This window comes from Paenibacillus dokdonensis, assembly GCF_004916975.1.
Taxonomy (GTDB): domain Bacteria; phylum Bacillota; class Bacilli; order Paenibacillales; family Paenibacillaceae; genus Paenibacillus_AQ; species Paenibacillus_AQ dokdonensis.
Genome location: NZ_STGQ01000003.1, coordinates 480864 through 505151, shown reverse-complemented (window position 1 = coordinate 505151; position 24288 = coordinate 480864). Strand labels below are relative to the sequence as shown.

Annotated in this window: 17 protein-coding genes; 13 read left to right on the top strand and 4 right to left on the bottom strand. The window is 48.6% G+C overall.

The window, feature by feature from the left end; translation table 11 throughout:
• Window positions 1–212: 212 nt before the first annotated feature.
• Genes E6W40_RS26665 through E6W40_RS26650 form a run of 4 tightly spaced genes read right to left on the bottom strand, consistent with a single transcriptional unit; the run spans window position 213 to window position 5240 of the window.
• The gene (locus E6W40_RS26665; RefSeq protein WP_136608619.1) at window positions 213–1229 is read right to left on the bottom strand and encodes a sensor histidine kinase; all 1017 of its coding nucleotides are present in this window, start codon (window positions 1227–1229) and stop codon (window positions 213–215) included.
• Window positions 1226–1930 (bottom strand): response regulator transcription factor, encoded by a 705-nt coding sequence (locus E6W40_RS26660; RefSeq protein WP_136608618.1) that lies wholly within the window; start codon window positions 1928–1930, stop codon window positions 1226–1228. Before E6W40_RS26660 ends, E6W40_RS26665 begins: the two co-directional genes overlap by 4 nt.
• 50 nt (window positions 1931–1980) lie before the next feature.
• A complete protein-coding gene (locus tag E6W40_RS26655; protein ID WP_136608617.1) occupies window positions 1981–3810 on the bottom strand; it encodes a cache domain-containing sensor histidine kinase in 1830 nt (609 codons plus the stop codon).
• Window positions 3807–5240 (bottom strand): response regulator transcription factor, encoded by a 1434-nt coding sequence (locus E6W40_RS26650; RefSeq protein WP_168929066.1) that lies wholly within the window; start codon window positions 5238–5240, stop codon window positions 3807–3809. The genes E6W40_RS26655 and E6W40_RS26650 overlap by 4 nt, the downstream gene beginning before the upstream one ends.
• A 379-nt stretch (window positions 5241–5619) precedes the next feature.
• Here E6W40_RS26650 and E6W40_RS26645 point away from each other — a divergent pair, with 379 nt between their 5' ends.
• The 13 genes from E6W40_RS26645 (at window position 5620) to E6W40_RS26585 (ending at window position 24215) form a co-directional block, all read left to right on the top strand.
• Window positions 5620–6567: an ABC transporter permease gene (locus E6W40_RS26645; RefSeq protein WP_136608615.1), complete on the top strand. Its 948-nt coding sequence runs from the start codon at window positions 5620–5622 to the stop codon at window positions 6565–6567.
• A 22-nt stretch (window positions 6568–6589) separates the two neighbouring features.
• The gene (locus E6W40_RS26640) at window positions 6590–7486 is read left to right on the top strand and encodes a carbohydrate ABC transporter permease (RefSeq protein ID WP_211147091.1); all 897 of its coding nucleotides are present in this window, start codon (window positions 6590–6592) and stop codon (window positions 7484–7486) included.
• Window positions 7487–7552: 66 nt separating this feature from the next.
• A complete protein-coding gene (locus E6W40_RS26635; RefSeq protein WP_246073237.1) occupies window positions 7553–9184 on the top strand; it encodes an extracellular solute-binding protein in 1632 nt (543 codons plus the stop codon).
• A 322-nt stretch (window positions 9185–9506) separates the two neighbouring features.
• A complete protein-coding gene (locus tag E6W40_RS26630; protein WP_168929065.1) occupies window positions 9507–11855 on the top strand; it encodes a helix-turn-helix domain-containing protein in 2349 nt (782 codons plus the stop codon).
• Between the two features lie 118 nt (window positions 11856–11973).
• On the top strand, window positions 11974–12927 hold the full coding sequence (locus tag E6W40_RS26625; RefSeq protein WP_136608612.1) for an ABC transporter permease: 954 nt from the start codon (window positions 11974–11976) through the stop codon (window positions 12925–12927).
• A gap of 14 nt (window positions 12928–12941) precedes the next feature.
• Window positions 12942–13808 carry a carbohydrate ABC transporter permease gene (locus tag E6W40_RS26620; protein ID WP_211147090.1) on the top strand — a complete coding sequence of 289 codons (867 nt, stop codon included), beginning with the start codon at window positions 12942–12944 and terminating at the stop codon, window positions 13806–13808.
• Window positions 13809–13849: 41 nt separating this feature from the next.
• On the top strand, window positions 13850–15364 hold the full coding sequence (locus tag E6W40_RS26615; protein ID WP_136608610.1) for an extracellular solute-binding protein: 1515 nt from the start codon (window positions 13850–13852) through the stop codon (window positions 15362–15364).
• 36 nt (window positions 15365–15400) lie between these two features.
• The gene (locus E6W40_RS26610) at window positions 15401–16801 is read left to right on the top strand and encodes a sulfatase family protein (protein WP_136608609.1); all 1401 of its coding nucleotides are present in this window, start codon (window positions 15401–15403) and stop codon (window positions 16799–16801) included.
• Window positions 16802–17126: 325 nt separating this feature from the next.
• Entirely contained in the window at window positions 17127–19007 is a 1881-nt protein-coding gene (gene htpG / locus E6W40_RS26605; protein ID WP_136608608.1) for a molecular chaperone HtpG, read from the top strand.
• 179 nt (window positions 19008–19186) lie between these two features.
• Window positions 19187–20332 carry an SEC-C metal-binding domain-containing protein gene (locus E6W40_RS26600; RefSeq protein WP_168929064.1) on the top strand — a complete coding sequence of 382 codons (1146 nt, stop codon included), beginning with the start codon at window positions 19187–19189 and terminating at the stop codon, window positions 20330–20332.
• A 191-nt stretch (window positions 20333–20523) separates the two neighbouring features.
• Window positions 20524–21306 (top strand): AraC family transcriptional regulator, encoded by a 783-nt coding sequence (locus E6W40_RS26595; protein WP_246073206.1) that lies wholly within the window; start codon window positions 20524–20526, stop codon window positions 21304–21306.
• Window positions 21307–21429: 123 nt separating this feature from the next.
• Window positions 21430–22326, top strand: coding sequence for a phytanoyl-CoA dioxygenase family protein (locus E6W40_RS26590; RefSeq protein WP_136608606.1), 897 nt, complete (start codon window positions 21430–21432; stop codon window positions 22324–22326).
• A gap of 182 nt (window positions 22327–22508) precedes the next feature.
• Window positions 22509–24215 carry an amylo-alpha-1,6-glucosidase gene (locus E6W40_RS26585; RefSeq protein WP_136608605.1) on the top strand — a complete coding sequence of 569 codons (1707 nt, stop codon included), beginning with the start codon at window positions 22509–22511 and terminating at the stop codon, window positions 24213–24215.
• Window positions 24216–24288: the final 73 nt, after the last annotated feature.

Below are 24288 nucleotides of genomic sequence, written 5' to 3'. Positions count from 1 at the left end.
GACGGGCCCTTGATACCAATCTACCAAAACTGGAAAAGACCCCGCTATCGATTTGAATTAACGTTTCCTTACAGCTGGCTTAAGGTTATGTTCGCATGATTCTGTATGGATGGCACCTATAACGAGACGAAAGAAGCGCTGTACAGATATAAGGCTTATCCCAAACAAAGGACAAGATATATTCTGGGTACCGGCGCTTCTAGATCATCTGCTTAATAAGTTTCATGGTTGTTAGGCGTATGGTGAAAAGTAAATCGCACCGTTGTCCCGTCACCAGGCTCCGATTCTATCGCCACCTGATGTCCAAGCCGGGAACAAATCTCACGCACGAGATAAAGCCCCATACCGGTTGATTCCTGATACTGGCGTCCCTGTTCGCCGGTGAAATAAGGCTTGAACACCCGCTTTAGATCTTCCCTGGAAATACCGATACCCTGATCTTGAATATCGAGCATGATCTGTTCACTGGACTTTCTGGCGGTGATGAGGATGCTTTGCCCTTTGCCTGCGGAATAGTTGACGGCGTTAATCAGAATTTGATTGAGCATAAATCGCAACCACTTGGCATCTGAATATACGATCCAATCTTCATCGATGCGGATATCCGGCTGAAGCCCTTTCCGGATGAAGAGTCTGCGATTCTCCGTCACGGCTTCTTTGACCGCTTGCAGCAGCCGGATTTGTTCTACCCGGAAGTCCTCCTCGAATTGATCCAGACGTGACGTGTAGAGGACCATCTCGAACCCTTTTCGCAAGCGCTCGAGCTCCTCCTGAATACTGTCTGCCGCAGAGGTTTGATCAATATCACGCAGCGTTAGCTGTATGACGGACAACGGGGTCTTCATCTGATGCACCCACCGGTTAATGAATACGATATGCTGGTCGATCCGTTTCGCATGTTCGCTGAGCTTGTCCTGATAATAACGGTCATAGACGCGAAGCATATCCTGCACGGCTTCAGGTAGCGGCGCATCTCCAAGCGGCTCACGTGGCAGCTCCCTGTTCGAAGGAATAAACTCCATGGCGTTTAAGCGCTGATACAGCTTTCGGAACTGAATATACCGGATGACCAGATAAATCAGCAGAATAGCACTGCTCAGCATGACACCATAGCCGATAATGCGCAGCGGTCTGTTTTCACCGGAAAGCCAGTACAGCACCGGGATGAGCAGCATTTGCGCTATATAGCAGATGAGAAGGGGCGTCTGATCTTTCCAAAACAGCTTCATACTTTTTCTGCTCCGGCACTCAGTCGGTAACCCGCTCCCCGTACCGTTTCCACCATACCGTCCGCACCTATATCCTTGAGCTTCTTCCTTACACGTGTAATATACACATTCAGCGTATTGTCATCAATGTAATGCTCGTCGCTCCACATCAGATCCAGCAGCTGCTCTCTACTGACGACGCGTCCTTCACGGTCCATTAGCGCTTCCAGCAGCACCGATTCTTTTTGCGACAGCTCTGAGGTTTGTCCTTCATATTGGATGACGTAGCGTTCCGGATAAAGCCGGAGCTTGCCTGCGTCGAATTTTCGTTCCTCCTGCGGCTGGGCATAAGAACCGGAAGCCCTGCGGAGATTACTGCGGATTTTAGCTAACACGACCTCGTAATGAAAGGGTTTGGTGATATAGTCATCTGCTCCATTTTCAAGAGCTATCACCTGATCCATCTCGTTCTCCCTTGCAAAGATAAAGAGGATGGGGCAGAGAGAGCGGCTGCGGATTTGCCTGCACCAGTAAAAACCGTCAAACTTGGGAAGGTTCACATCCAGCAGCACCAGATCAGGGGCGCATGCCACGAATGTCTCCATAACGCGGCTGAAATCGTCCACTGCGACCGTATGAAAATCATATTTCCTTAAATAATCACTCAGCAGACTGGACAGCTTCCGGTCGTCTTTAATGATCAGGATGGTTTGTTTATTCAAGAGATTCACCTATACTTTATTTTCCTAATTTACGTACTGTGCCCATTTTATCATGAATCAAGAAGATTGAAATCCTGCTCCACAGCCGCGGCCGTACGCAGCAAAGCATCTTGCAGATTGGATGGGATGGCCGGCAGGGAAATCCGGATTTCCGTGCCTTTGCCTGGCTCGCTTGCAAGCGAGATGCCGTAATGTTTCCCGTATTTCAGACGGATTCGGTTGTGGACATTGCGGATGCCGATATGCTCACTCAGCAAAGCATCATCCGACTCAAGGATCTGGTTCAGCTCGGCGAGGCGTTCGGGCTTGATTCCGGTTCCGTTGTCCGTGATGGTCATGATAAGATCTCCGGATTGGCTTTGTAAGGCCTCGACATGAATGATGCCGCCTCTTCCCATGAACTCTAGCCCATGGTTAATGGCATTTTCCACAATCGGCTGCAAAATCATTTTAGGTACGGCCAGCTGCAGGAGATCTTCCGGGCAGCTCTGCTCGTAGCTTATTCTGCCGGAGAAGCGGAGCTGATGGATTTTCATATAGCTGCTCACGATCTGCAGTTCTTCCCCAAGCGCCACCTCGTCTCCGCCCTTAATGCTGTACCGAAGCATTCGGCTGAGAGCTCCGGCCATATCGTAGGTTGCCTTGCTGCCCTCCACGATCGCGATACCCTTAATCGTATCCAGCGTGTTGCTGAGAAAATGCGGATTGATCTGACTTTGCAGATAGGCGAATTCAATGCGCTGCTTCTCCAGCTCTGATTCATACAGTTCCGAGTTGGTCTGGATCAGCTGATGGGTCAGTCCGTGAATCCGCTCCAGCATCATATTGAACTCGTTAGATATGACCTCTATTTCCGCATAGCCTTCCAGATGAACGTGGGAATGGAGAACTTCCAAATGTTGTGTCTTCAGTTGTTTCATAAAGGACATCAGCCGGGACAACGGCTTCAGCACATTCATTTTCATAATGCTGTATAGGAAAAAAATAAACAGCAGCGTAAAGCCGGATAAGGTGTAGCTTGTCTTTTTTAATCTGTCGAGACCTTTCATCAGAATGCTGATCGGTGTGGCTGTCACAATCTTCCCCTGAATTTCCGGCAGCGCATTTGCTTGGATGATGTACTTGCTGCTTTTCCATGTCTCGGGAGATTCGGAGGCTTGTCCGCTGCTCAGCACAGAGCTTCTGATTTCACCCAGCAGGTCTTCGCCAGGTTCACTGTTAGAGTATACGAGATGTTCGGAATCGAACAGATAGAAGCTGGTACCGGCAAGGCGCGGAAACTTCTGAAATTCCTTATTAATATCTTGCACATCCAGTGCCAGCACCATAGTTCCGGCCTTTTCTCCATAAGCGATCCGGCTGCCGGAAGAGAAAATATTCATCCTGAACAGGAAATGATCCCTTTCGTTAATCTGATTGCCTGGCACAAAACCGGCGTAGTGGACGGTTCCGTCATCTACGAGCCCGTCCCCGACATATTCGGCCTGATTGATCACACCCTTCATCGAGACAAGCTTGTGATCATTGCTGACAATGGCGATATCAATAATGTCGGGATAGGTGCTCTTGATGACGTTCATCAGGCTTTGCACCTTTTTGGACAGCTCGTAAATTCTCAGGTTGTCATTTTCGGCTAGCAGATTCTGTACCGTGGCATCATAACCGAGATTAATCATCAGCTCGGATATATTGGAGTAGTTCGATGAAATCCGCTGCTTCATCATGGAGATCAGTTCTTCGTTATACTGGGTGTTCTGTTCGATAATAAACCGGCTGGACTGCTTGTATACGCCCAAAATAACGACAGGAATGATAGCGGTAATAATCAGTCCGATGACGATGAATTGATAGCGGATGGAGAGCTTTCTGAAAAAGTTCATTGGGTTTGCTTCTCCCGATATTGGGTGGGTGTCATATTGGTAACCCGTTTGAATATCCGCGTGAAATAGAAGTAATCATTGAAGCCGCATTTATCGCCGATTTGTTTGATGGGATTGCTCGTTTCCTCAAGCAGCTTGCAGGCGTATTGGATCCGTTGATTGGATACATACTCGATGAAGTTTTCCCCCACTTCCTTTTTAAATAGATGGCATAGGTAATTGGGGCTTAGGAAGAACTTTTCCGACAGGCCCTGGATCGACAGATCGTCCGTAAAATGGTCATGGATATATTTCAGAATTTCCCGGATCGTTTTATGGGAGATGTCTGAGCGAATGGTATTAGATTGATTCTCAAGGTAATCTAGCGTGTGCTCAACGAGATAATCGATCATGGCATCGGCATGTCCAAAGTGATAGGAGAGTTCCTCATAGCCTTCGAACATTCTCCCGCTGCCGGATACCCCGGTTCTGAAAAAATGATAGATTAACGCCGTGAACATCAGGTAGGCATCCTTCATGCTGAATTTACCTTCATTGAAATCATTCTTCGCCGTATTCATACAGGACATAAACTGCACCCGGTCCTTCCGGCTCAGCGCATCGGAGATATTTTTCAGTATTTCTTCTATTAAAGGATTGGTCTGCGGCGGCGGGCTGAAGATCCCCGGCTTGCCTGTTGTGAACGCGCCGTAAGACGCCAGGGAAGCCGTTTCCAGGGAAGTGTTCAGTTCCGTCAGATCGGATAGCGGGAATCCCGTTCCGATGCTGTACATGGAGCCCTGATGCGCCCGGCTGATATCCTGCAATAGAGCTTCCGCAGCCGTTTCATGAACGAGATAACCGAAGCGGCGCGGGCTCATCTGGAAGCTCAGATGCTTAATATTTTGCTGCAGCTTGGCCGCTTTACTGCTCTGTACAACGATAGGCAGGATTGGATGAGCGCTGTCCGCACTCATACCGGATTGCTGCAGCACCCGTTTCACGACATCCATATCCCCGGAGCAGATCGCTTCATAGAGATCGGGAATATGCGAATGACGGTTTTCTTTTTTTCGGGCATTGAGTACCTCGGCCAGCCGGCTGAGCATACTGTCGATCTCTTCGATTTCAAACGGTTTGAGGCAGTAGCCGAACGTTCCATAATTCAACGCTTTCTGGGCATATGCAAATTCCGCATGCGCACTGAGCACCACGAAGAGAGTATCCGGAGAGGCTTCTTTTCCCCTCTTAATCAGTTCCAGTCCGTTCAGGACCGGCATTTTGATATCCGTCAGCACGACATCCGGACGAAGGGCTTTCACAAGCTCTAGCGCCTCTTGCCCGTTTTCCGCGTCACCAATGACTTCAAATCCCCAGCTATTCCAGTGAACACCGGATTTAATGCCTTCAACGATCCATTTTTCATCATCTACAATTACAGCTTTATACATGATCTTCCCCCTTGAATTAAGAATACCTGACATGTTGCGTCAAAAAGGAAAGCGTATTCATTGTTCTATCGACAGAATACATGACTTTCAGTATTTGGTAAACAGAAGGATAAGACAGACGATATAGATATTTTTACGATAATTATATACAAAACTCAGATTGAACACCGGAGATTCCCTTATCTCGTAAGCGGAGTCCACATGTTTGCGGAATTATGTCTATATGCGGAGATTCTGCGTTTGAATATAATGGACATACAGCAAGCGGCAGGGGGAGCAAGGCTGAGATGAACAGGATGCAAACGCATACATATAGAGTCGATGATCCTCCCTCCGGCAAAAGGCTCAATCTATGAATAACGAAAGGCGGCGAATAGGGATGCAACGGGAAAGCAAAGCAGGAGGCCGTTCTTCGAAAAGCGGACTATGGAACACGATGCTCCAATACAAGTATCACTATATGATGGTCCTACCGGTCATCGTCTGGTATATTCTTTTCTGTTATCTACCGATGTATGGTATCACGCTTTCCTTCAAGACATTTGATTTCAGTAAGGGGATCCTGGGGAGCCCTTGGGTTGGATTCCAACATTTCCGTGAGATTTCCCATGATCCGGAGTTCTGGAGCGCATTTAGAAATACGGTCATCATCAGCTTGTCCAAGCTGGTCATTCACTTTCCGCTTCCAATCATTCTGGCGATGGTGATTAACGAGTTCTCACGTACCAAGGCAAGGAAATTTTTTCAGACACTGTTTACTTTTCCGCATTTCATCTCTTGGGTTGTTCTCGCGGGCATCCTGACTAATATTTTCAGTAATGACGGGATTTACATCCAACTGATGACGATGCTCGGCTTCGATGCTTCATCTCCTTTAGTGAGTGTGAACGGCTTTCGGCCTATGATCTACCTCAGCCATGTATGGAAGGAAATCGGCTGGGATTCCATTATTTATATGGCAGCGCTTGCCGGGATCAATCCCGAACTTTACGAAGCAGCGGAAATGGACGGGGCTAGCCGGCTGCACCGCCTGCGGTATATTGCCTGGCCGGGCATCAAGAGCACGGTGGCTATTCTCTTTATTTTGACGATCGGCAATCTGCTAAGTCTGGGCTCCAGCTTCGAGCAAATTTTCAACCTGTATAGTTCCCCTGTGTATTCCGTAGCGGATACCATCGACACCTATGTCTACCGCACAACCTTTACGGTCGGCGCAGACTTCGGCTATATGACGGCAGTCGGGTTAATCAAGTCCGCGATTAGTCTTGTGCTGCTGGTTCTGGCGAACATGACCGTGAAGAAAATGGGCGAGCAGGGATTATATTAAATGCAAAGGGGGGCGATGAAAGGTGGAGCAAACCTTGACCCGGAAAAAGAAAATCAATACCTACGATGTGGTTGTCTATATCATCCTCGGTATTATGGCCATCATTACCTTCTATCCTTTTTATAATGTTCTCATCATTTCCTTTGCACGATTCGATGTCATCAGCAAGTCGAATTTGTACTGGCTTCCGAAGTCCTTTGATTTTTCGGCCTATAAGCTTATTTTCGGGGACGGCAAGTTTTGGAATGCATTCACCGTATCGGTGCTCGTGACGGTCGTTGGTGTGGCTTTCAGTATGATTATCTCCGTGGCCGGAGCGTATGCCCTTTCCAAGAAAGGGATGCCTGGCCGTAATCTGCTGCTGACGATGATCCTAATTACGATGTTTTTTAACGGGGGACTGATTCCCTTTTATCTGATCGTGAAGAACCTGGGACTGGTCAATAACATCCTCGTCATGATCGTTCCGGCGGGCATCAACACGCTGTATCTGATCATCATGAAGAACTACTTTAATACGATACCCGAAGGGCTGGAGGAATCGGCTAAGCTCGATGGGGCGAATGATTTTATGATCCTGCTGAGGATTATTATTCCGATATCCGCGCCGTTCATGGCGACCTTCGCTTTGTTTTACGCTGTGGAGAGATGGAACGAATGGTGGCATGCGCTGATCTTCATCAGTGACTCCGCCAAGGCGCCGCTTCAGATCTATTTGCGTGAGGTGCTTATTACATCCAACTCATCGCTGAACAGTATGGCCATGACCCTGGCGGAACAAAAGGCGACCACCAAGGTCTATACGCCAAGCCTGCAGATGGCGACCATCATCGTATCCTGTATTCCGATCATGCTGGTGTACCCGTTCCTGCAAAAGCATTTCGCAAAGGGCATTCTTGTAGGCTCCATTAAAGAATAAAGCACTAACACATACAGACACCGTTTCATCGAACATACAAATAGGGAGGGTTTTGATTTGAAAAAAATGCGCAGATACAGCATTCTTCTTCTGATGGTGGTTATGGTTGCGAGTATCTTCTCGGGCTGTGGCAGCAAAGACAGCGCAAATAATGAAGGAAGCAGCAGTACTCCGCCAGACAGCAAGAGCACGGCGGCAAGCGATGATGATCCTTTCAAGGAGCATCTGGATATTTCGGTGGCATTCTGGGATATTGACCAGATTGCCGAGAAGTTCGACAAGGACCCGATTTACCAGGATTTGATGAAGAAATTCAACATTACCATCAAGCCCGTGAATGTCACGTGGGATGACTATGTGCAGAAGTTCCAGATGTGGGCGGCTTCCGGTCAGCTTCCGGATATCTTTGCAACGGACGCGATTGGTACGCAGTATTACCGCAACTGGGTGAATCAGGGGATTGTGAAAGCACTGCCTGAGGATATGAGCAAATACCCGAGTCTGGCCGAGTATTTTGAAACGCCGGATATTAAGGGTCTTAGCGAAAATGGCAAGTACTACAGCGTCCCAAGACGGATGTTCCCGACGGTGGACTGGAGTGTCCTCGACCGTGTCGTGATGTACCGCTGGGATCTGGCTCAGAAGGCCGGTATCACGAAAGAGCCCGAGACCTGGGATGAGTTCAAAGCATTGCTTCAGGCTGTCGTGGACAAGGATCCGGAAGGCAAGCATATTACGGGTCTGACCTCTTCTACGACCAAAATGATCGGGGGCTTCTTCTGGCTGTACGGCAACCCTGCGGCGACCAGTGACGGCAGCGGCAGTGATTTCAAATGGATCAAGGAAGACGGCAAGTTCGTTCCGGCCGTATTCTCCAAAAAGGCACTGCCTGCGCTGCAAAACATGAGAGAAATGTTCGACCACAAGCTCGTGGATCCGGATATCGCATTAACGAAGCCGGACACGGCGTATGACAAATTCGTTTCAGGCAAGTCCGCAGCGCTTCTGGCTGGCGGCGGATTCCTGGGCATGGACCAGAACATTTATGAGAAACGCTGGAAAACAGCATATCCAAACGAAGATTTTACCCAAAACGTGAAGGTGCTGAAGCCGCTTGTTGGACCGGATGGCGAACGCTATCATCCTGTATTTAAGACGTATTGGTCTGAGAGCTATTTCAATGCCAAAATTGACGATAAGAAGCTCGACCGCATTTTGCGCCTGTATGACTATATCCTGTCCCCGGAAGGCAATGATCTGCTGACCTATGGTGTGAAGGATGTGGACTACAAGGTGGAAGGCGACAAGAAGGTTGCGATCGGAGACACTTCCTTGAATGAGAAATATCCGGCAAAAGGCTTCCTGATGAACCTGGTCACTTACAATACTTCGAATGCTTATGACATGAATAACCCGACCATCGCCAATAAGGAAATCCGCCAGGAGGCTGTAAACTTCGTGGACTGGAGCAAGAAAAACTCCAAGGTGCCAGATTATGATATTCGCCTGACATACATGTCCACGCCAACCAAGGATAAATTCAGTGTTCTGGATCATGACGATCTGCTCAACATCATGCTGAGCAAAGACCCTGTCGACAAAGCATGGGAAAATACACTGAACAATTACAAGGCCAAGGGTCTGGATAAAATGATCGACGAAGTAAACGCGAAAGCGAAAGAGCAGGGCATTGAATAACATTTATAAGCATAAGAAAAGACACTAGGATGAAGTAAAAAGCCCCCCCCTATTTGGACAAATTGGAATGTTCACACTCGAACGATATTCCAAGATAGCCAAGGGGGGCTTTTTACTTCCGTATATAGTCATCATAATGATTACAAAAATGTGTCGAAGGTTTACTTGAATCTCTTCCTTAACATTGTAAAATAAAAAATAGACTGCCTGAGAACAACAGAATTCAGCCATTCAGGGAAGCCCAACATTTCTAAAAGAAACGTATTGGGCGCGTCAAATGAATTGCTATGTTGTCTTTTCAATGTATTTAAGGGGGGATGTTATGAAGGGGACTGTTTTCATGCGCTTGCTCGTTCATTTAACGATCACGGTCGTCTTGATCACGTTGTTGGTCGGAACACTGATGTATCGTTACACGAGTCGAGTACTCAAGGAGGAGGTACTAGGTTCCAATATCGAACTGCTCGCTCAGACTAAAAAGATCGTCGAGCAGGCGCTGGGCGAAGTGCAGCAGATGGCCAGTTCTCTAGCGCTGGACGCCGATGTTCAGAAAGCGGTATGGCTCGCCTGGAATTTGGAAGATGATTATCGTTTTTTGGTCAACACAAGCAATCTGTTCTCCGCTCGCATCAATTCCTCCAATTACATTCATTCGATTTATTTGTACAGCTCGACCAATCAGAAATTGATATCTAGTTCGGGGATCTACGATAAAGCTGATTTCCCATACACCGGCGGCTTGCAGCGATTTCTCGAAATCCAATCCTCCTCGTCCTGGGAGGCAGAGAGCCAACCGTCCACGGCCGGATCCGGGGACGTGATCTCATTCTATTTCAGTGTGCCCATCCGAAATGCTCAGAAAAAGGGCGTTCTACTCATCAATTTGAAGGAGGATGTATTATACAACGCAGTCGTGAACACAAATCAGCGAAAGCTCGGAAATGTGGCGATTTTAAGTCCTGAGGGCCAGGTGCTGTCTTATAGGGATAAAAAGTCGCTACTAACGCGTTTTGATGCTAGTGATATTCAACGGATAAGGGACCAGAAGGAAGGCTACTTCGTGAAAGAGATCGGTGGAGTCCGGAATATGGTCTCTTTTAAGACTTCCACCTTGAATGGATGGATATATGTTACTTTGAACCCATACGATGAAGTGTTCAAACAATCCAAGGAAGTCGTCCGCTTTACTTTTATCATTTCGCTGATTGGGCTTTTGCTTGGTATTTTGCTGATGATGCTCGTTTCGCGAACCTATTATAAGCCCATCAAAAGAATGGTTCAGCACATTGTATCCAACCTGGAGAAACCTTTGAATGACATCAAATATCGGGATGAATTCGGCTTTATCCGTGAGTCTTTTACGCAACTCGTTAATGAAAATGAGGAATTTAAGGCAACGTTCCACGAGCAGGAGTTGATCTTGCAAGACCATATGCTGGTGAATCTACTGTCCGGCAAAGCTGATGACGGTGAGGACATGCTGCGTCAGCTGGAATATTACGGACTGAATTTGGATCCGGAACATTTTATCGTGATGGTGATCCGCATTCATCTTACCGACGCCTGGATGCCTGAGACCGAGACCGAAGAGCAGATGCGGAATCTCATCCATTTCCGAATCCGTACCATTTGCGAAGAAACGATGGCCAGGTACACGAAAGGTGTATACGTTAGCCAATTTCATCGGCACGATGTCATCATCCTGAATGCTGGGCAATGGATCGGCAATGACCTTGCTTTTGATAAAACGAAGGAGCTCGCGCTGCAGCTGAAGACGGCGGTGACCGGACAGCTGAAGGATGTGCTGCTCACTTTCGGTATCGGTGGCAAGTATCGAAAATTATCCGAGATTTTCCTTGCCTATAACGAAGCGGTGGAAGCTCTTTTTTACGAGCAAATCGCCGGGAAAGGCAGTGTTTTATCCCTCCACGACATGCAGGTCAACCAGTCCAATCGTAACCGTTTTATCGCATACCGCGGCCTGGTGGACAAAATGATCGGCGAGTTGAAGACGGGTAACCTTGAAAAGGCTCTGAAGACGAAGGATCACATTATCGGGCAGCTTGAGAATGACGCCGATGTCGGTTTTTCATATAAGCATATGATTCTGGCGTATCTTCTGAATGGGCTGGTGGCCGTAAGGGTCGAGCTTGTGCGAAAGGATGACGAACCGGATCAGGAGGAGCGCCATTGGTATGCCGATTTCCCCAAACTGCAAAATATGGAGGGAATCCGCTGTTGGTTGGGGAGCGTTCTGGAACAGTTGTCTGAAGAGTTGCACGACAAACGGATAAACAAAAACGTGGAAGTGATCGAAAAGCTGGTCGCCTACATTCGGGAGCATTTCCGGGAGTCGATCGGCTTGACAACGATCGCTGACCTCGTATTTATGAACAGCCATTATTTGTCCAAAGTCTTTAAGGAAGTAACGGGCCAAACGTTTACCGAATGTTTGACGGAAATCCGGTTGGAAGAGGCATGCCGCTTACTTGCCCAAACAAACAAAAGCGTGATTGAAATTGCCGAACTCACCGGTTTCGGGCAAAAGCAGAACGTGATTAGGACTTTTAAAAAATATACCGGTCTCACCCCTTCGGAGTATCGGAATCGTCATTTGCTCGGGCGTTTAACCGACGAAAACGGAAAAAATGACTCCAATCCGATCAACTGATACCAGGCGGATCCCCAAAAAAGAAACCGTTCATATCCATTGAATCTTGAGCGCTTCCTTTCCTTTTTCTAAGATGAAAGTGCTTTCAAAAAAATACGATAGAGAAGGGGGAATGTTTATGGTCTTGCCGACAAGGGATGTCGGCTATGTCCGCGCGCCGCTCCGGAAGCGAAGGTTGTGGAAACGAATGGTCGCCAACCGGTATTTGTACATCATGCTCCTGCCAGCGGCCGCTTACTATGTCTTGTTTCATTACTATCCGATGTACGGGGCATTGATTGCGTTTAAGGAGTTCAGCATTACCAAAGGCATCCTTGGCAGCCCGTGGGCAGGCTTCAAGCATTTTGAGTATTTGTTCACCCTGGATAAATTCTGGCACGTTTTCTGGAATACGATCATCATCAGCTTGTACCGGCTCGTGTTTGGATTTCCGCTGCCGCTCATCATGGCGATCCTTTTAAATGAAGCTAGGAAGCTGCTATTCAAAAGGACTGTGCAAACGATCGTATATCTTCCTCATTTCATTTCCTGGGTCATCATGGGCGGCCTGCTCATGAATCTGCTATCAACGGACGGCGGCGTCGTCAATAACATCGTCCGATCGTTAGGTGGCGAGCCGATCGGCTTTTTGACCGATGACCGCTATTTCCGGGGTACGCTCGTCTGGTCGATGATCTGGAAGGAGTTTGGCTGGAACACGATCATTTATATGGCCGCGCTTGCCGGCGTCAACCCGCAGCTATATGAAGCCGCCTATATGGACGGAGCGAACCGCGCGCGGCGGATTTGGCATATTACTCTGCCTTCCATCCGCGGCACGATCATCATTCTTTTGATTCTACGCATCGGCGGCTTGATGGAAGCCGGTTTCGAACAAATCTTTGTCCTGTATCATGAAGGCGTCTATAACGTAGCGGACATCATCGACACCTACGTCTATCGGATCGGACTCACGGAAGGACGCTTTAGCCTTGCCGCGGCGGTCGGATTATTCAAGTCGGCCATCAACTTCATCCTACTAATCGCCGCCAACCGCTTGTCCCGGATGATGGGCGAGCAAGGAATTTACTAAAAGGGAGGATGGATATGTCGTATTCCGGTTTCGGCGGCAAGCTGTTCGATGTCCTGAATTACGTGCTTCTGGCGGTGATTGCGGTGCTGACCTTGTATCCGTTCTGGGACTCGTTGATCATCTCGATGACCCCCTTGAACGAAAATCTATCGACCAACGTGCATCTATTTCCGCGGAGCATCACGCTTGAGGCTTACCGATATTTGCTTAATCTGGATCAGTTATGGAGCTCATACATGGTGAGCATTTTCGTCACTGTTGCGGGAACAATCATCAGTATGACGGCTACGACGTTGGCCGCCTATGCGCTTTCCAAAAAGGAACTGCCTGGCGGTCGCGTAGTGATGTTCGCGATTGTGTTTACGATGATGTTCGGCGGGGGCATCATTCCGAATTTTCTCGTCGTCAAGCAGCTTGGGATGCTTAACACGGTCTGGGCGATGATGATTCCGACGGCCATTCAAACGTACAACCTGATTTTGATGCGCAGCTTTTTTGTCTCCATCCCGGAAAGCTTGGAAGAATCCGCGAAAATTGACGGGTGTAATGATTTCGGCCTCCTTTTCCGTATTGTGGTTCCGTTATCCATGCCGGCCATTGCCACAGTTTCGCTCTTTTACGCAGTGTCGAAATGGAATGAGTTTTTCACTGCCGTGATGTATATTACCGACAAAGATTTGTGGCCGCTGCAGTTGTTTCTCCGGTCCATGTTGCTTGAAAATGAGGCGGCTTTCCAGTCGGGCGGAGACAGCCCGTTTCTTCTTGGTCAATCCATCAAGATGGCTACGATCATGGTTTCGGCTATTCCAGTTATGATGATCTATCCGTTCTTTCAGCGTTATTTCGTACAAGGCATTACGCTCGGTGCCGTCAAGGAATGACATGCGGAACTTCACTTAAATGAAGAGGGGGAAAAGGAGAAATGAAGAGATTTAGAACTTGGATGCTGTTTACGCTCATCGCCGCCATGGTGATTACGGCAACCGCGTGTGGAGGCGGATCGGAGAACGGCAATGCTGAAGATGGGGGCGGCAGCCCCACCAAAATTGTTTTTTTGACGCCGGGTGACAATGCGGCGAAGGGGCTTCTGCCGGGTGATCGAGTTTTGGCCGAAATCAACAAACGGCTGGACATTGACTTGGAAGCAAAATTTGTGCCTGAGAACGGGTTTGAAAAAATCAATGTCGCGATGGCAACCGGGGACCTGCCGGATATTGTCACGATTAATTACCCTTCACCGTCTCTCAGTCAGTGGATAGACGAAGGTCTGCTCATTCCACTGAACGACTATTTGTCGGAAATGCCGACCGTAAAAGAGAAAATCGAGAAAAATTCACAATGGACCGCGGTCGACGGAAAATATTACGGCTACCCTTTCATAGAGGAACGGGCCAACACGGCGCTCGCTTACCGGGCGGATTGGCTGGATACACTTGGGATCAAGCCGCCGCAAACCTTGGACGAATTTTATGAGGCGTTGAAGGCCATTACAACAAGGGATCCTGATAAAAATGGAAAAAATGACACCTACGGCTTAACCGCGCAAAAAGGTGGTGGCCAGTTCAACTTTGTATTTTTTGCCTACGGGCTTCCGCATGGAGACTGGGTTCTGGATAGCGCCGGCAATGTCATACCGGTATTCGAGCATCCGGCATTCAAACAAGGGATGCAATATTTGCGCAAGTTGTGGGACGAAAAGCTGATCGATCCGGAGTTTTTGCTGAACGATACGCAAAAGCGCGAGGAAAAATTTTATCAAGGGAAGGTCGGTTTTATGCAAACCGCACTTTTCCGCCACGTCAACCGGCTTGAAACGAGTCTGCAAAAAGTGAACCCGGACGGAAAGCTAGGTTACGAGGGGCCTCCTGCGGGTCCAGACGGAGCGCGTGGGATGAACAGCGCACCGAAGGGAGGCTTATTCACGGCGATAACGAAAAACGCGAAAAATCCGGAGAAGGCCGCCAAGCTGATCGAATTTATGCTGTCCAAGGAAGGCCGCGACTTGCTGGAGCTTGGTATTGAAGGCATACATTACACCAAGGAGGGAGATCAGATTGTCTACAATGAGGCTGAACGGGCTAAGGACGGATTTGCCTCCAATGGTTGGGCACATCCCCTCGCATGGGGCAGCGTCGTCTGGCCGCTCACTGAAAACTATTTGCCTCAAACGGAGCCTCAAGCCGAACGCGCCAAGGAGTCCGTCGATATCGCAACCAAGTATATGGTTCCGAACCTGCTGAATACGACGACAGCCGAGGAGGTTGAGTTGGGAGGCGTCCTTAGCGAACTGTATAATCAATATTTCACCGAAATGATGACAGGCAAACGCGATATCGATGCCGGCATCGCCGAATTGTCCAAAAAATGGCGGAGTCAAGGCGGCAGCAAAGTGCTGGATGCCGTAAACAAAGCTTACCAAGCGCAAAATAAATCGTAGCTTTGCAATAATTTGAAATACAAGGAGTGTTCATGGATGGCTCAACCGATTGCAGACCGGCCGAACATCGTAATGATTTTAAGTGACGATCAGGGATCCTGGGCGCTAGGATGTGCGGGCAACCACGAAATCCATACCCCTCATTTGGATCGCCTGGCTGCGGAGGGCATGCGATTTTCGAACTTTTTTTGCACCTCACCGGTTTGCTCGCCGGCAAGGGCCTCTCTATTCACCGGGCGAATTCCTTCGCAGCATGGCGTCCACGACTGGATTTCCGGCGGCAACGTCGGAGAGAGGTCAATCCGGTATTTAGAGGGCCAGACCACCTATACCGATATTTTGGCGAACAATGGATATGTGTGCGGGCTGAGCGGTAAATGGCACCTGGGTGACAGCCTGTTGCCACAGCATGGCTTTAGTCATTGGTATGTACACCAAACGGGTGGCAGCAATTACTACGATGCTCCGATGATTCGAGATGGCAAACCGATCAACGAACCCGGATATTTGACAGATGCGATTACCGACAATGCGCTCCACTTTCTGGACAGCCATGACGGTAGCCGGCCCTTTTATTTGAGTGTGCATTATACGGCTCCGCACAGTCCCTGGGTCGATAATCATCCCGAAGAATTCGTGAAAATGTACGATAACTGCGCATTTGAGACGTGTCCCCAAGAGCCGCGGCATCCATGGGCGATTGAAACCGCTCCTTGGTTGGTCGATCAACGGGGAAATTTAAAAGGTTACTTTGCGGCGGTAACCGCCATGGACCAGAACATAGGACGAATTCTTGACAAGCTCGACGATACTGGCATACGCGGGCAAACACTCGTCTGTTTCTTAAGCGATAACGGATTTAATTGTGGACATCACGGTATCTGGGGTAAAGGAAACGGTACCTTTCCTCAAAATATGTTCGATACATCTGTCAAGATACCGGCTATATTCAGTCAGCCTGGCCGCATCCCACAAGATCGCGTCTGTGACCAGCTCGCCAGCGGCTATGATTTTATGCCGACGTTGCTCGACTACTCAGGTATCGACAATCCGGACACAAACCAGCAGCTGCCTGGCAGTAGCTTTTTGCCGGCGCTGCTCGGTGAAGAGGGAAGCGACCGCGAAGATATCGTGATTTTCGATGAATACGGCCCCGTGCGGATGATCCGAACTCGCGACTGGAAGTACGTTCAACGATACCCATACGGGCCAAACGAGTTATATGATCTCGTTAAAGATCCGGGTGAACTGACGAATTTGGTCGATGAACCGTCGGTGCAGGAGCAGCGAGCTGTAATGAAGGCGCAGTTGGAGCGGTGGTTCGTCCGGTACGCCGATCCTGAGCGGGACGGCTCGCGGGAGGCGGTAACCGGCTTGGGACAGCTGGAGCTGGCTGGTCCCGCAGGAGAAGGAAGAGTGGCATACAATGAGGGCTAATCGTGGTTATAGGTGACATATCCATTGAAAATGCAGCATACGGTACAAAGGCGGAGCGGAAAAAGCTTGAGTGGTGAATAGAGCAGTGCTGGAATTAATTCCGGATTCATTCAAGGGAATCGAATCGGCAACAGCCCTGCCCCGGTAGCTCGGGGGAGGGCTATTTACTATCTGTAAACATCTACGCAGATTCATGAACAAATCTTTCGCGTAACATGTTACATATTGACTTTGAAAATCAAGGTGTGATATATAAAAGTAAGAAATTAGCACTCAGGATGAAAGAGTGCTAAAAATATCGTTTGAATCGAAAGGAGCAAGGCTCATGATGAAAAAAGAGTTTAAAGCCGAATCAAAACGCTTGCTGGAGATGATGATTAATTCGATTTACACACAGAAAGAGATTTTTCTGAGAGAATTGATCTCTAATGCTAGTGATGCGATCGATAAAATTTACTATAAGGCGCTGACGGATGATCAGCTCGTATTTAATAAGGATGATTATTACATTCATATTACTGCTGACAAGGACAAACGTACGCTGACGATCACAGATACCGGCATTGGCATGACGCAGGAGGATCTGGAAAATAACCTCGGTATTATCGCCAAGAGTGGATCTTTGGCTTTCAAGAGCGAGAACGAAGCGAAGGAAGGCCACAACATCATCGGCCAGTTCGGGGTAGGCTTCTATTCCGCATTCATGGTTGCCGATCAGGTTACGGTCATCAGTAAAGCGCTGGGCAGCGACCAGGCTTACCGCTGGGAATCCGAAGGAACGGATGGCTACACGATTGAACCTTGCGAGAAGGATTCGGTTGGGACGGAGATCACCCTCAAAATCAAAGATAATACGGAGGATGACTCATACGATGATTATCTCGAGGATTACCGCCTGAGAAGCATCATTAAGAAATATTCGGATTTCATCCGCTACCCGATCAAAATGGAGGTAACCGGACACCGTCCGAAAGAAGGCAGCGACGGTGAATTTGAGGAGTATAAGGAAGAGCAGACGGTAAACAGCATGGTACCGATTTGGCGCAAGAACAAGAGCGAGCTCACGCAGGAGGACTATGAGAACTTCTATGCCGAAAAACGCTACGGGTTCGACAAGCCTCTTACCCATGTGCATGTGAAAGCGGACGGCGCTGTTGTATATAATGCGATTCTGTTCGTTCCGGAGAACACACCGTTCGACTACTATTCCAAGGAATACGAAAAAGGGCTGGAGCTGTATTCCAACGGCGTACTGATCATGGACAAATGCGCAGACCTTCTGCCGGATTATTTCAGCTTCGTGAAAGGGATGGTGGATTCCGAGGACTTGTCCCTGAACATCTCCCGGGAAATGCTGCAGCATGACCGCCAGCTGACGCTGATCGCCAAAAACATTAAGAGCAAGATCAAGAGCCAGCTGCAATCCCTGCTGAAGGATGACCGTGACAAATACGAAACCTTCTTCAAGGCATTTGGCAGACAGCTGAAGTTTGGCGTATATAATGATTATGGCGCGAATAAGGACACGCTGTCAGACCTGCTGCTGTTTACATCCTCGAACGAGAAGAAGCTGGTGACTCTTGATGAGTATGTATCCAGAATGCCGGAGGACCAGAAATATATTTACTACGCCTCAGGTACTTCCGTCGAGCGTATTGAAAAGCTTCCACAAACGGAGCTTGTCGCTGACAAGGGTTATGAAATTCTGTATCTGACAGATGACATTGATGAATTTGCGATCAAAATGCTGATGACGTACAAAGAGAAGGAATTCAAATCGGTATCGAGCGGTGATCTTGGGATTGAAGCAGACGCGGACGAGACTTCATCCGAAGCGGAAGCTACAGAGAACAAAGATCTGTTCGAAGCGATGTCAACCATTCTCTCCGGCAAGGTTAAGGGGGTTAAGGCCTCGAAGCGTCTTAAGTCTCATCCGGTATGCCTGACTGCGGAAGGCGATTTGTCAATCGAGATGGAAAAAGTGCTCAATGCGATGCCGAACAGCGAGGGCATTCAGGCGGACAAAGTTCTGGAGATTAACGTGCATCATGAGGTGTTCCAGTCACTGAAGGCCGCTTTTGAAAAAGATCAGGAGAAGCTGGCGCTCTATATCAATCTGCTGTACAACCAGGCGCTGCTGATCGAAGGGCTTCCCATTCAGGACCCTGTTGATTTTACGAATGACATTTGTAAAATCATGGTGTAATCTGTTTATATTTGAAGCATGATGAACCCGGCCTTCCGGAGGCCGGGTCTTATTCTACTTAAGCAAGAGATGAATTTGCCCTAATAGTGTATAATGGATAAAGGTGCGGCCATTTTCGTGCGCTGCGCATGCTTATCAATCTGGAAGAGGTGTAAATGTTGGAAGACCCTAGGTTACAAATGGAAGAACGTAATATACAGCACGCCATCATTGGAGACGTGATGACCCGTTTGCCGGAAATTCTGCAAAGCTTGACCAAATCAAGACTTTCTTCGCTTGCCTCCGTCAATCAAATTTCCGGACGCTCCAAGATGAAGAAGGAAGAGCTTGCGGATGCTCTTTCAGCATATTTGACCGACCCCGAACAGTTGCAATCCATTGTTCTTGTAACGGATGCGGACGAATGGGCTCTTCTGGAAACGCTTATTAAAGAGCCATCCATCCAGGAGAATGCACTGCCGTTTGGACAATATTCTTATTTTATGGAACGCGGACTGGTATTCAGCTTTTTTAACGAGGGCAAGCTGTACGTCCTGATGCCGGAAGAAATAAAATCGGCTGCATCTCAAATCGATCTGTCTGAGCTGAAACAGGAGCATGGCTCCAAGCAGGAGGCCTATGAATATATCGCCGCTGCCGCTCATTTATACGGGGTCATCAAGCTGGACAAGCTTGTTCACATATTGAATTCGCAGCATAGCGAAGTTATGACGGAAGAAGAGCTTGCGAAATATGCAGGTGAAATGATCGAGCGCGGTCAGGATATCCTTCTTCAAGATGGTATTCTTTACAACGGTTTGGTAGCGAACGGCGCGGACGAAAGCAAGCTGGCAGAGCTGACGGAAGACCTGGACAGCAAAGCATTTTACGTTCCGGAAAAAGAGGAGCTTCTCCGTTATGCGGATCAAAGCTACTTCGAAATGACACCGCAGCTTGCCGAGCTGCAGGCTTTTGTGATTAATAACATGTGCAAGGATAAGGAACTTGTTGAGTATCTGATCGATGATGTGCAGTTGGCCTGCACGAATAAATCCTCGATGCAGGATTTGATCAATGAATTTGAAAACCGCAAGATTTCCTTCAAAACCCCGGTACATGCACAGCGCGTCATTTCCTTGCTTGCAGAGGTGTACAACAACACAAGAATGTGGTCCAATGGTGGACACACGCTGGTTGAGATGAACGCCATGGAAGAAGGAAAGGATCCGAAAAAAGGTCTTGTGAGACTCGTGGAAGATAACGAAAACGTTATTGCAAAGGTCGGAAGAAACGAACCTTGCCCATGCGGAAGCGGCTTGAAATATAAGAAATGTCACGGCAAATAAGAATCCCCTTCCGTGGATCGCACACACCCTGTAGATATTGGATCAGCCCTCGTGGTTATCTGATACTTTCTACGGGGTGTTTTTTTATTATACGGTGGATGGCTTCCATCTTTTCATTGTGGGCTTGATCGAAGTATTTATCGATTGTATAGTGAAATTCATTATACGAAGTGTGTGAGGTGAGATGAATCTTGCTTGAAATCAGGAGCTTTATAGGCACCCACGACAAGGATTGGGAAGATGAACGTCTTTGGAGCCATCAGGATATGGAAATCTCCGTAGTTTTGGAAGGAAGCGGCCGTTTCCGAGGAGCAGATAAAGAAAGAATGGTGGAAGCGGGGCATGTCGTTCTGATTCCTCCAGATCTTCCGCATTCATTTCATGCGATTACACCTATTCGGTTTGGCGTACTGCTAATCAATGGTCTCCCTCTTAAAACTCGGGAATTATTCAATAGACTGGTTATGAATGGTCTTCCCCGGATCATCGCATTATCGCGCCTGGATCAGGATCATTATGAACGTCTGTTCCGCGAATGGCTTCGAATCCGTTCCTCCATGCTAAAAGAACCGGAAAGAAATTACTTGGCATGGATTGAGATATTATTGCTGTTTCTAAATGAACACTCCCATGCTGAACAGCAGGCACTCTCCATTACCCACGCTGGTGACTATATCCGCGAACATATGCAGAATTCTATTCAAATCACAGCATTGGCCGAAATATGTGGTCTTTCGGAGGAGGGCTTCCGCAAAAGTTTCAATAAAGTTTACGGGATGACACCCAAGCATTATCAGCAAATGTGCCGGCTCGCTGAAGCTAAATGGCAGTTAAGCTCTACAGATCGGGATATGCAATCCATTGCTCAAATGATTGGTTTTTCCGGTCTTCATTCTTTCTCGCTCTGGTTCAAAAAAATGGAGGGGTATCCTCCTACCGAATGGAGAACCCGGCAGCGGCTTTATCATAGCTAAGCGGGTTTTGCGTAAATATGATCCGGTTTTGGCTAACGATTTCATCATTGAAATCCCCTATGCTGATAAGGAATCCAATATACGGCTGGCAGGTAGCCGGACGTAAAGAAGGGAGAAATCAGCATGAAGGTGACCATCGAAGAAAGAGCACTTGAGATGGGAGGCAAATATTTGACGGAGCTCAGGAGCAGCAATGATATTTTGGAGGACACGGAGGCACTTCGAGTTCGCCTAAAAGAAGATGGCTATCTGTTCATTCGGGGATTTCATAACCGTGAAAGGGTGCTGTCTGCGAGAATGGAATTTTTGCATAAGCTGCATGCCATGGGCCTTCTTGATCAAGAAGCTCCCTTAGAAGATGGGGTTCTGGCTGAAGAAAATAAAGGTGCGATGTGGGGCGGAAGCGCAGAAGAGCTGCAAGATGACTTTCCAGACTTTTTAGAGGTCGTCAACAATCCTTCCGTGATGAGCTTCTTTGATCGTTTACTCGGCGGTGAATCAATGACTTATGATTACAAATGGCCGCGGGCCGTTGCTCATGGCGGAAATACAGGTGCCCATTATGATGTCGTCTACATGGGGAGGGGAACGAAGGATGTCTATACGATGTGGACTCCGTTTGGAGATATACCGCTGGAATTAGGGACGCTGGCCATATGTCTCGGATCGCAGCATTATAACAGAATTAAGCAGACGTACGGGGAAATGGATGTCGATCGGGACAATGTGGCGACAGGCTGGTTTTCCGAAGACCCGGTCGAAATCGTTGAGACCTTCGGGGGAAGATGGGCGACAACATCTTTTGAAGCCGGAGATGTAATTATTTTTGGAATGTACATGATGCATGCCTCTCTAAATAATACGACCCATCGATATAGAATAAGCTCGGATACCCGTTATCAGCTCGCTTCGGAGCCGGTCGACGAAAGATGGATCGGGCGCAAGCCGAAAGGACATTATGCATGGGGGAAAACTCCGCAAAAGTCGGTTGCGGATGCAAGGAAGGAATGGGGCGTATGAAACAAAGTACATTATCTAACATTCACACCCCCTTTTCGCTAACAAAATTACACCATCGTCTTAGCTGGGCATGCATTCCCAACAAATTTCCCTCTGCTTCGAAAACATCTGACCGTTCCTGATCTCTAAACGAAAGAGGTAAAATGAAAGCGTATTATTCCTCTTGGTGAAGGAGAACAGCCATGAAATTTGATCTGAGCATTGTACCCTTCAGCCGCAGGGAGTCGTTCCTCGCGGTATCGCTGCTGCCTGAAGGGAAGAATAGACAGCAAGGCCTCTATCTGCGAACTGTGCGGGGAGGGGATGACAAGTTTGGCGAAGCATTCCGTATTGAACTGCTGGATCAGCTGGGCCGGCCGCTTCCATTCACACCGGATGCATCTCCGGAAGCTGTTAGGTTGAATTCGCCTGCTTCAGCAATCTACGCGGAAATCTGCATTTCGGACAGCCGTACCGTCCGCTTCCGTGCGAAGGGCTGCGGTATCCGGCTTACCTTTATGCCGGCAGCATATGATTATGCATATGAAGTGAACAGCGATAGCTGGGAAATGAACAGCTTCACCCATGAATGCAGGTTCATGCTAACCCGCCTCGTCGGTGGTATGAAGATGGAAGTCCCTTGGGACAAAATTAAGAGCTCGCGCGTGGTGGCTGAGTTTACAGCAGAGACAGATACGAATATGGCGGAATTTGCGGTTGAGGAATTTCGCACGGTTTGGGAGCCAAGAGATGCATGGGAGCCCTTTGATGATGCCGTGAAGACAACGAGAGCCGATTTTACCCAGTGGCTGGATCGCAGCCTCTCCATACCAGAGCGTTGGCAGGAGGGGCGGGAATTGGCTGCTTACATCACCTGGTCCTGCCTGGTTCCTGCGGAAGGCTGTCTGACCCGTCCAGCTATGTATATGTCGAAGAACTGGATGACGAATATATGGAGCTGGGATCACTGCTTCAATGCGATGGCCCTGGTGCGCCATGATCCCAAGCTGGCCTGGGACCAGTTCATGATCCTTTTTGACCGCCAGGACGAGAGCGGCTTGATACCAGACTTCGTGAATGATAAATATGAACTGTGGAACTGCAACAAACCGCCAATTCACGGGTGGACGCTGGCCTGGATGATGCAGCGGACCGATTATATCCGGGAGGCCCAGCTGCGTGAAATATACGGCCCGCTGTCCAAGTGGACACGCTGGTGGTTCCGGTACCGCGACGGGGACGGCGACGGTATCCCCCAATATAATCATGGTAACGATTCCGGCTGGGATAACAGCACGGCGTTTAATAACGGGATTCCAGTAGAAAGCCCTGATTTGGCCGCTTTTCTCGTCATTCAGACTGAGCTTCTCGCTGAAATTGCCGGTCTGCTGGGGCTTGCGGAGGAATCCTCGGCATGGAGACGCCTCGCGGAAGATACGCTGGATAAGATGATCAGCCATTTCTGGAAGGATGAAAAATTCATTTCCTGCCGCTCGGGCACGCATGAGCCATCAGAAGGAGATAGCCTGCTGCTGTTTGTGCCGATTTTGCTAGGCAAGCGTCTTCCTGAACATATCCGCATGGCTCTCCTTAAAGGACTGCGTGAAGACAACCGTTTCCTGACGGAAAACGGCTGGGCGACTGAAAGCGTGAGCAGTCCATACTATTTACCGGATGGATACTGGCGTGGTCCGATTTGGGCGCCGTCAACCATGCTGCTCGTAGAGGGAGCTGCCGCAGCCGGCGATGTGGAGCTGGCACAGGAGGTATCAAAGCGCTTTTGCAGCATGCTGAACCGCAGCGGTATGGCGGAGAATTTTGATGCTGTAACTGGCGAAGGTTTGCGTGACAGGGCATTTACGTGGACCTCAAGCGTATTTCTGATTTTGGGTCATGAGTATACAAGCTAAGCATTAATCCGCACTTCCCCGGCTGTTTTTAACAGCTTTTAGGGGAGGTGCTTTTCCCGTTTGATCGATGATC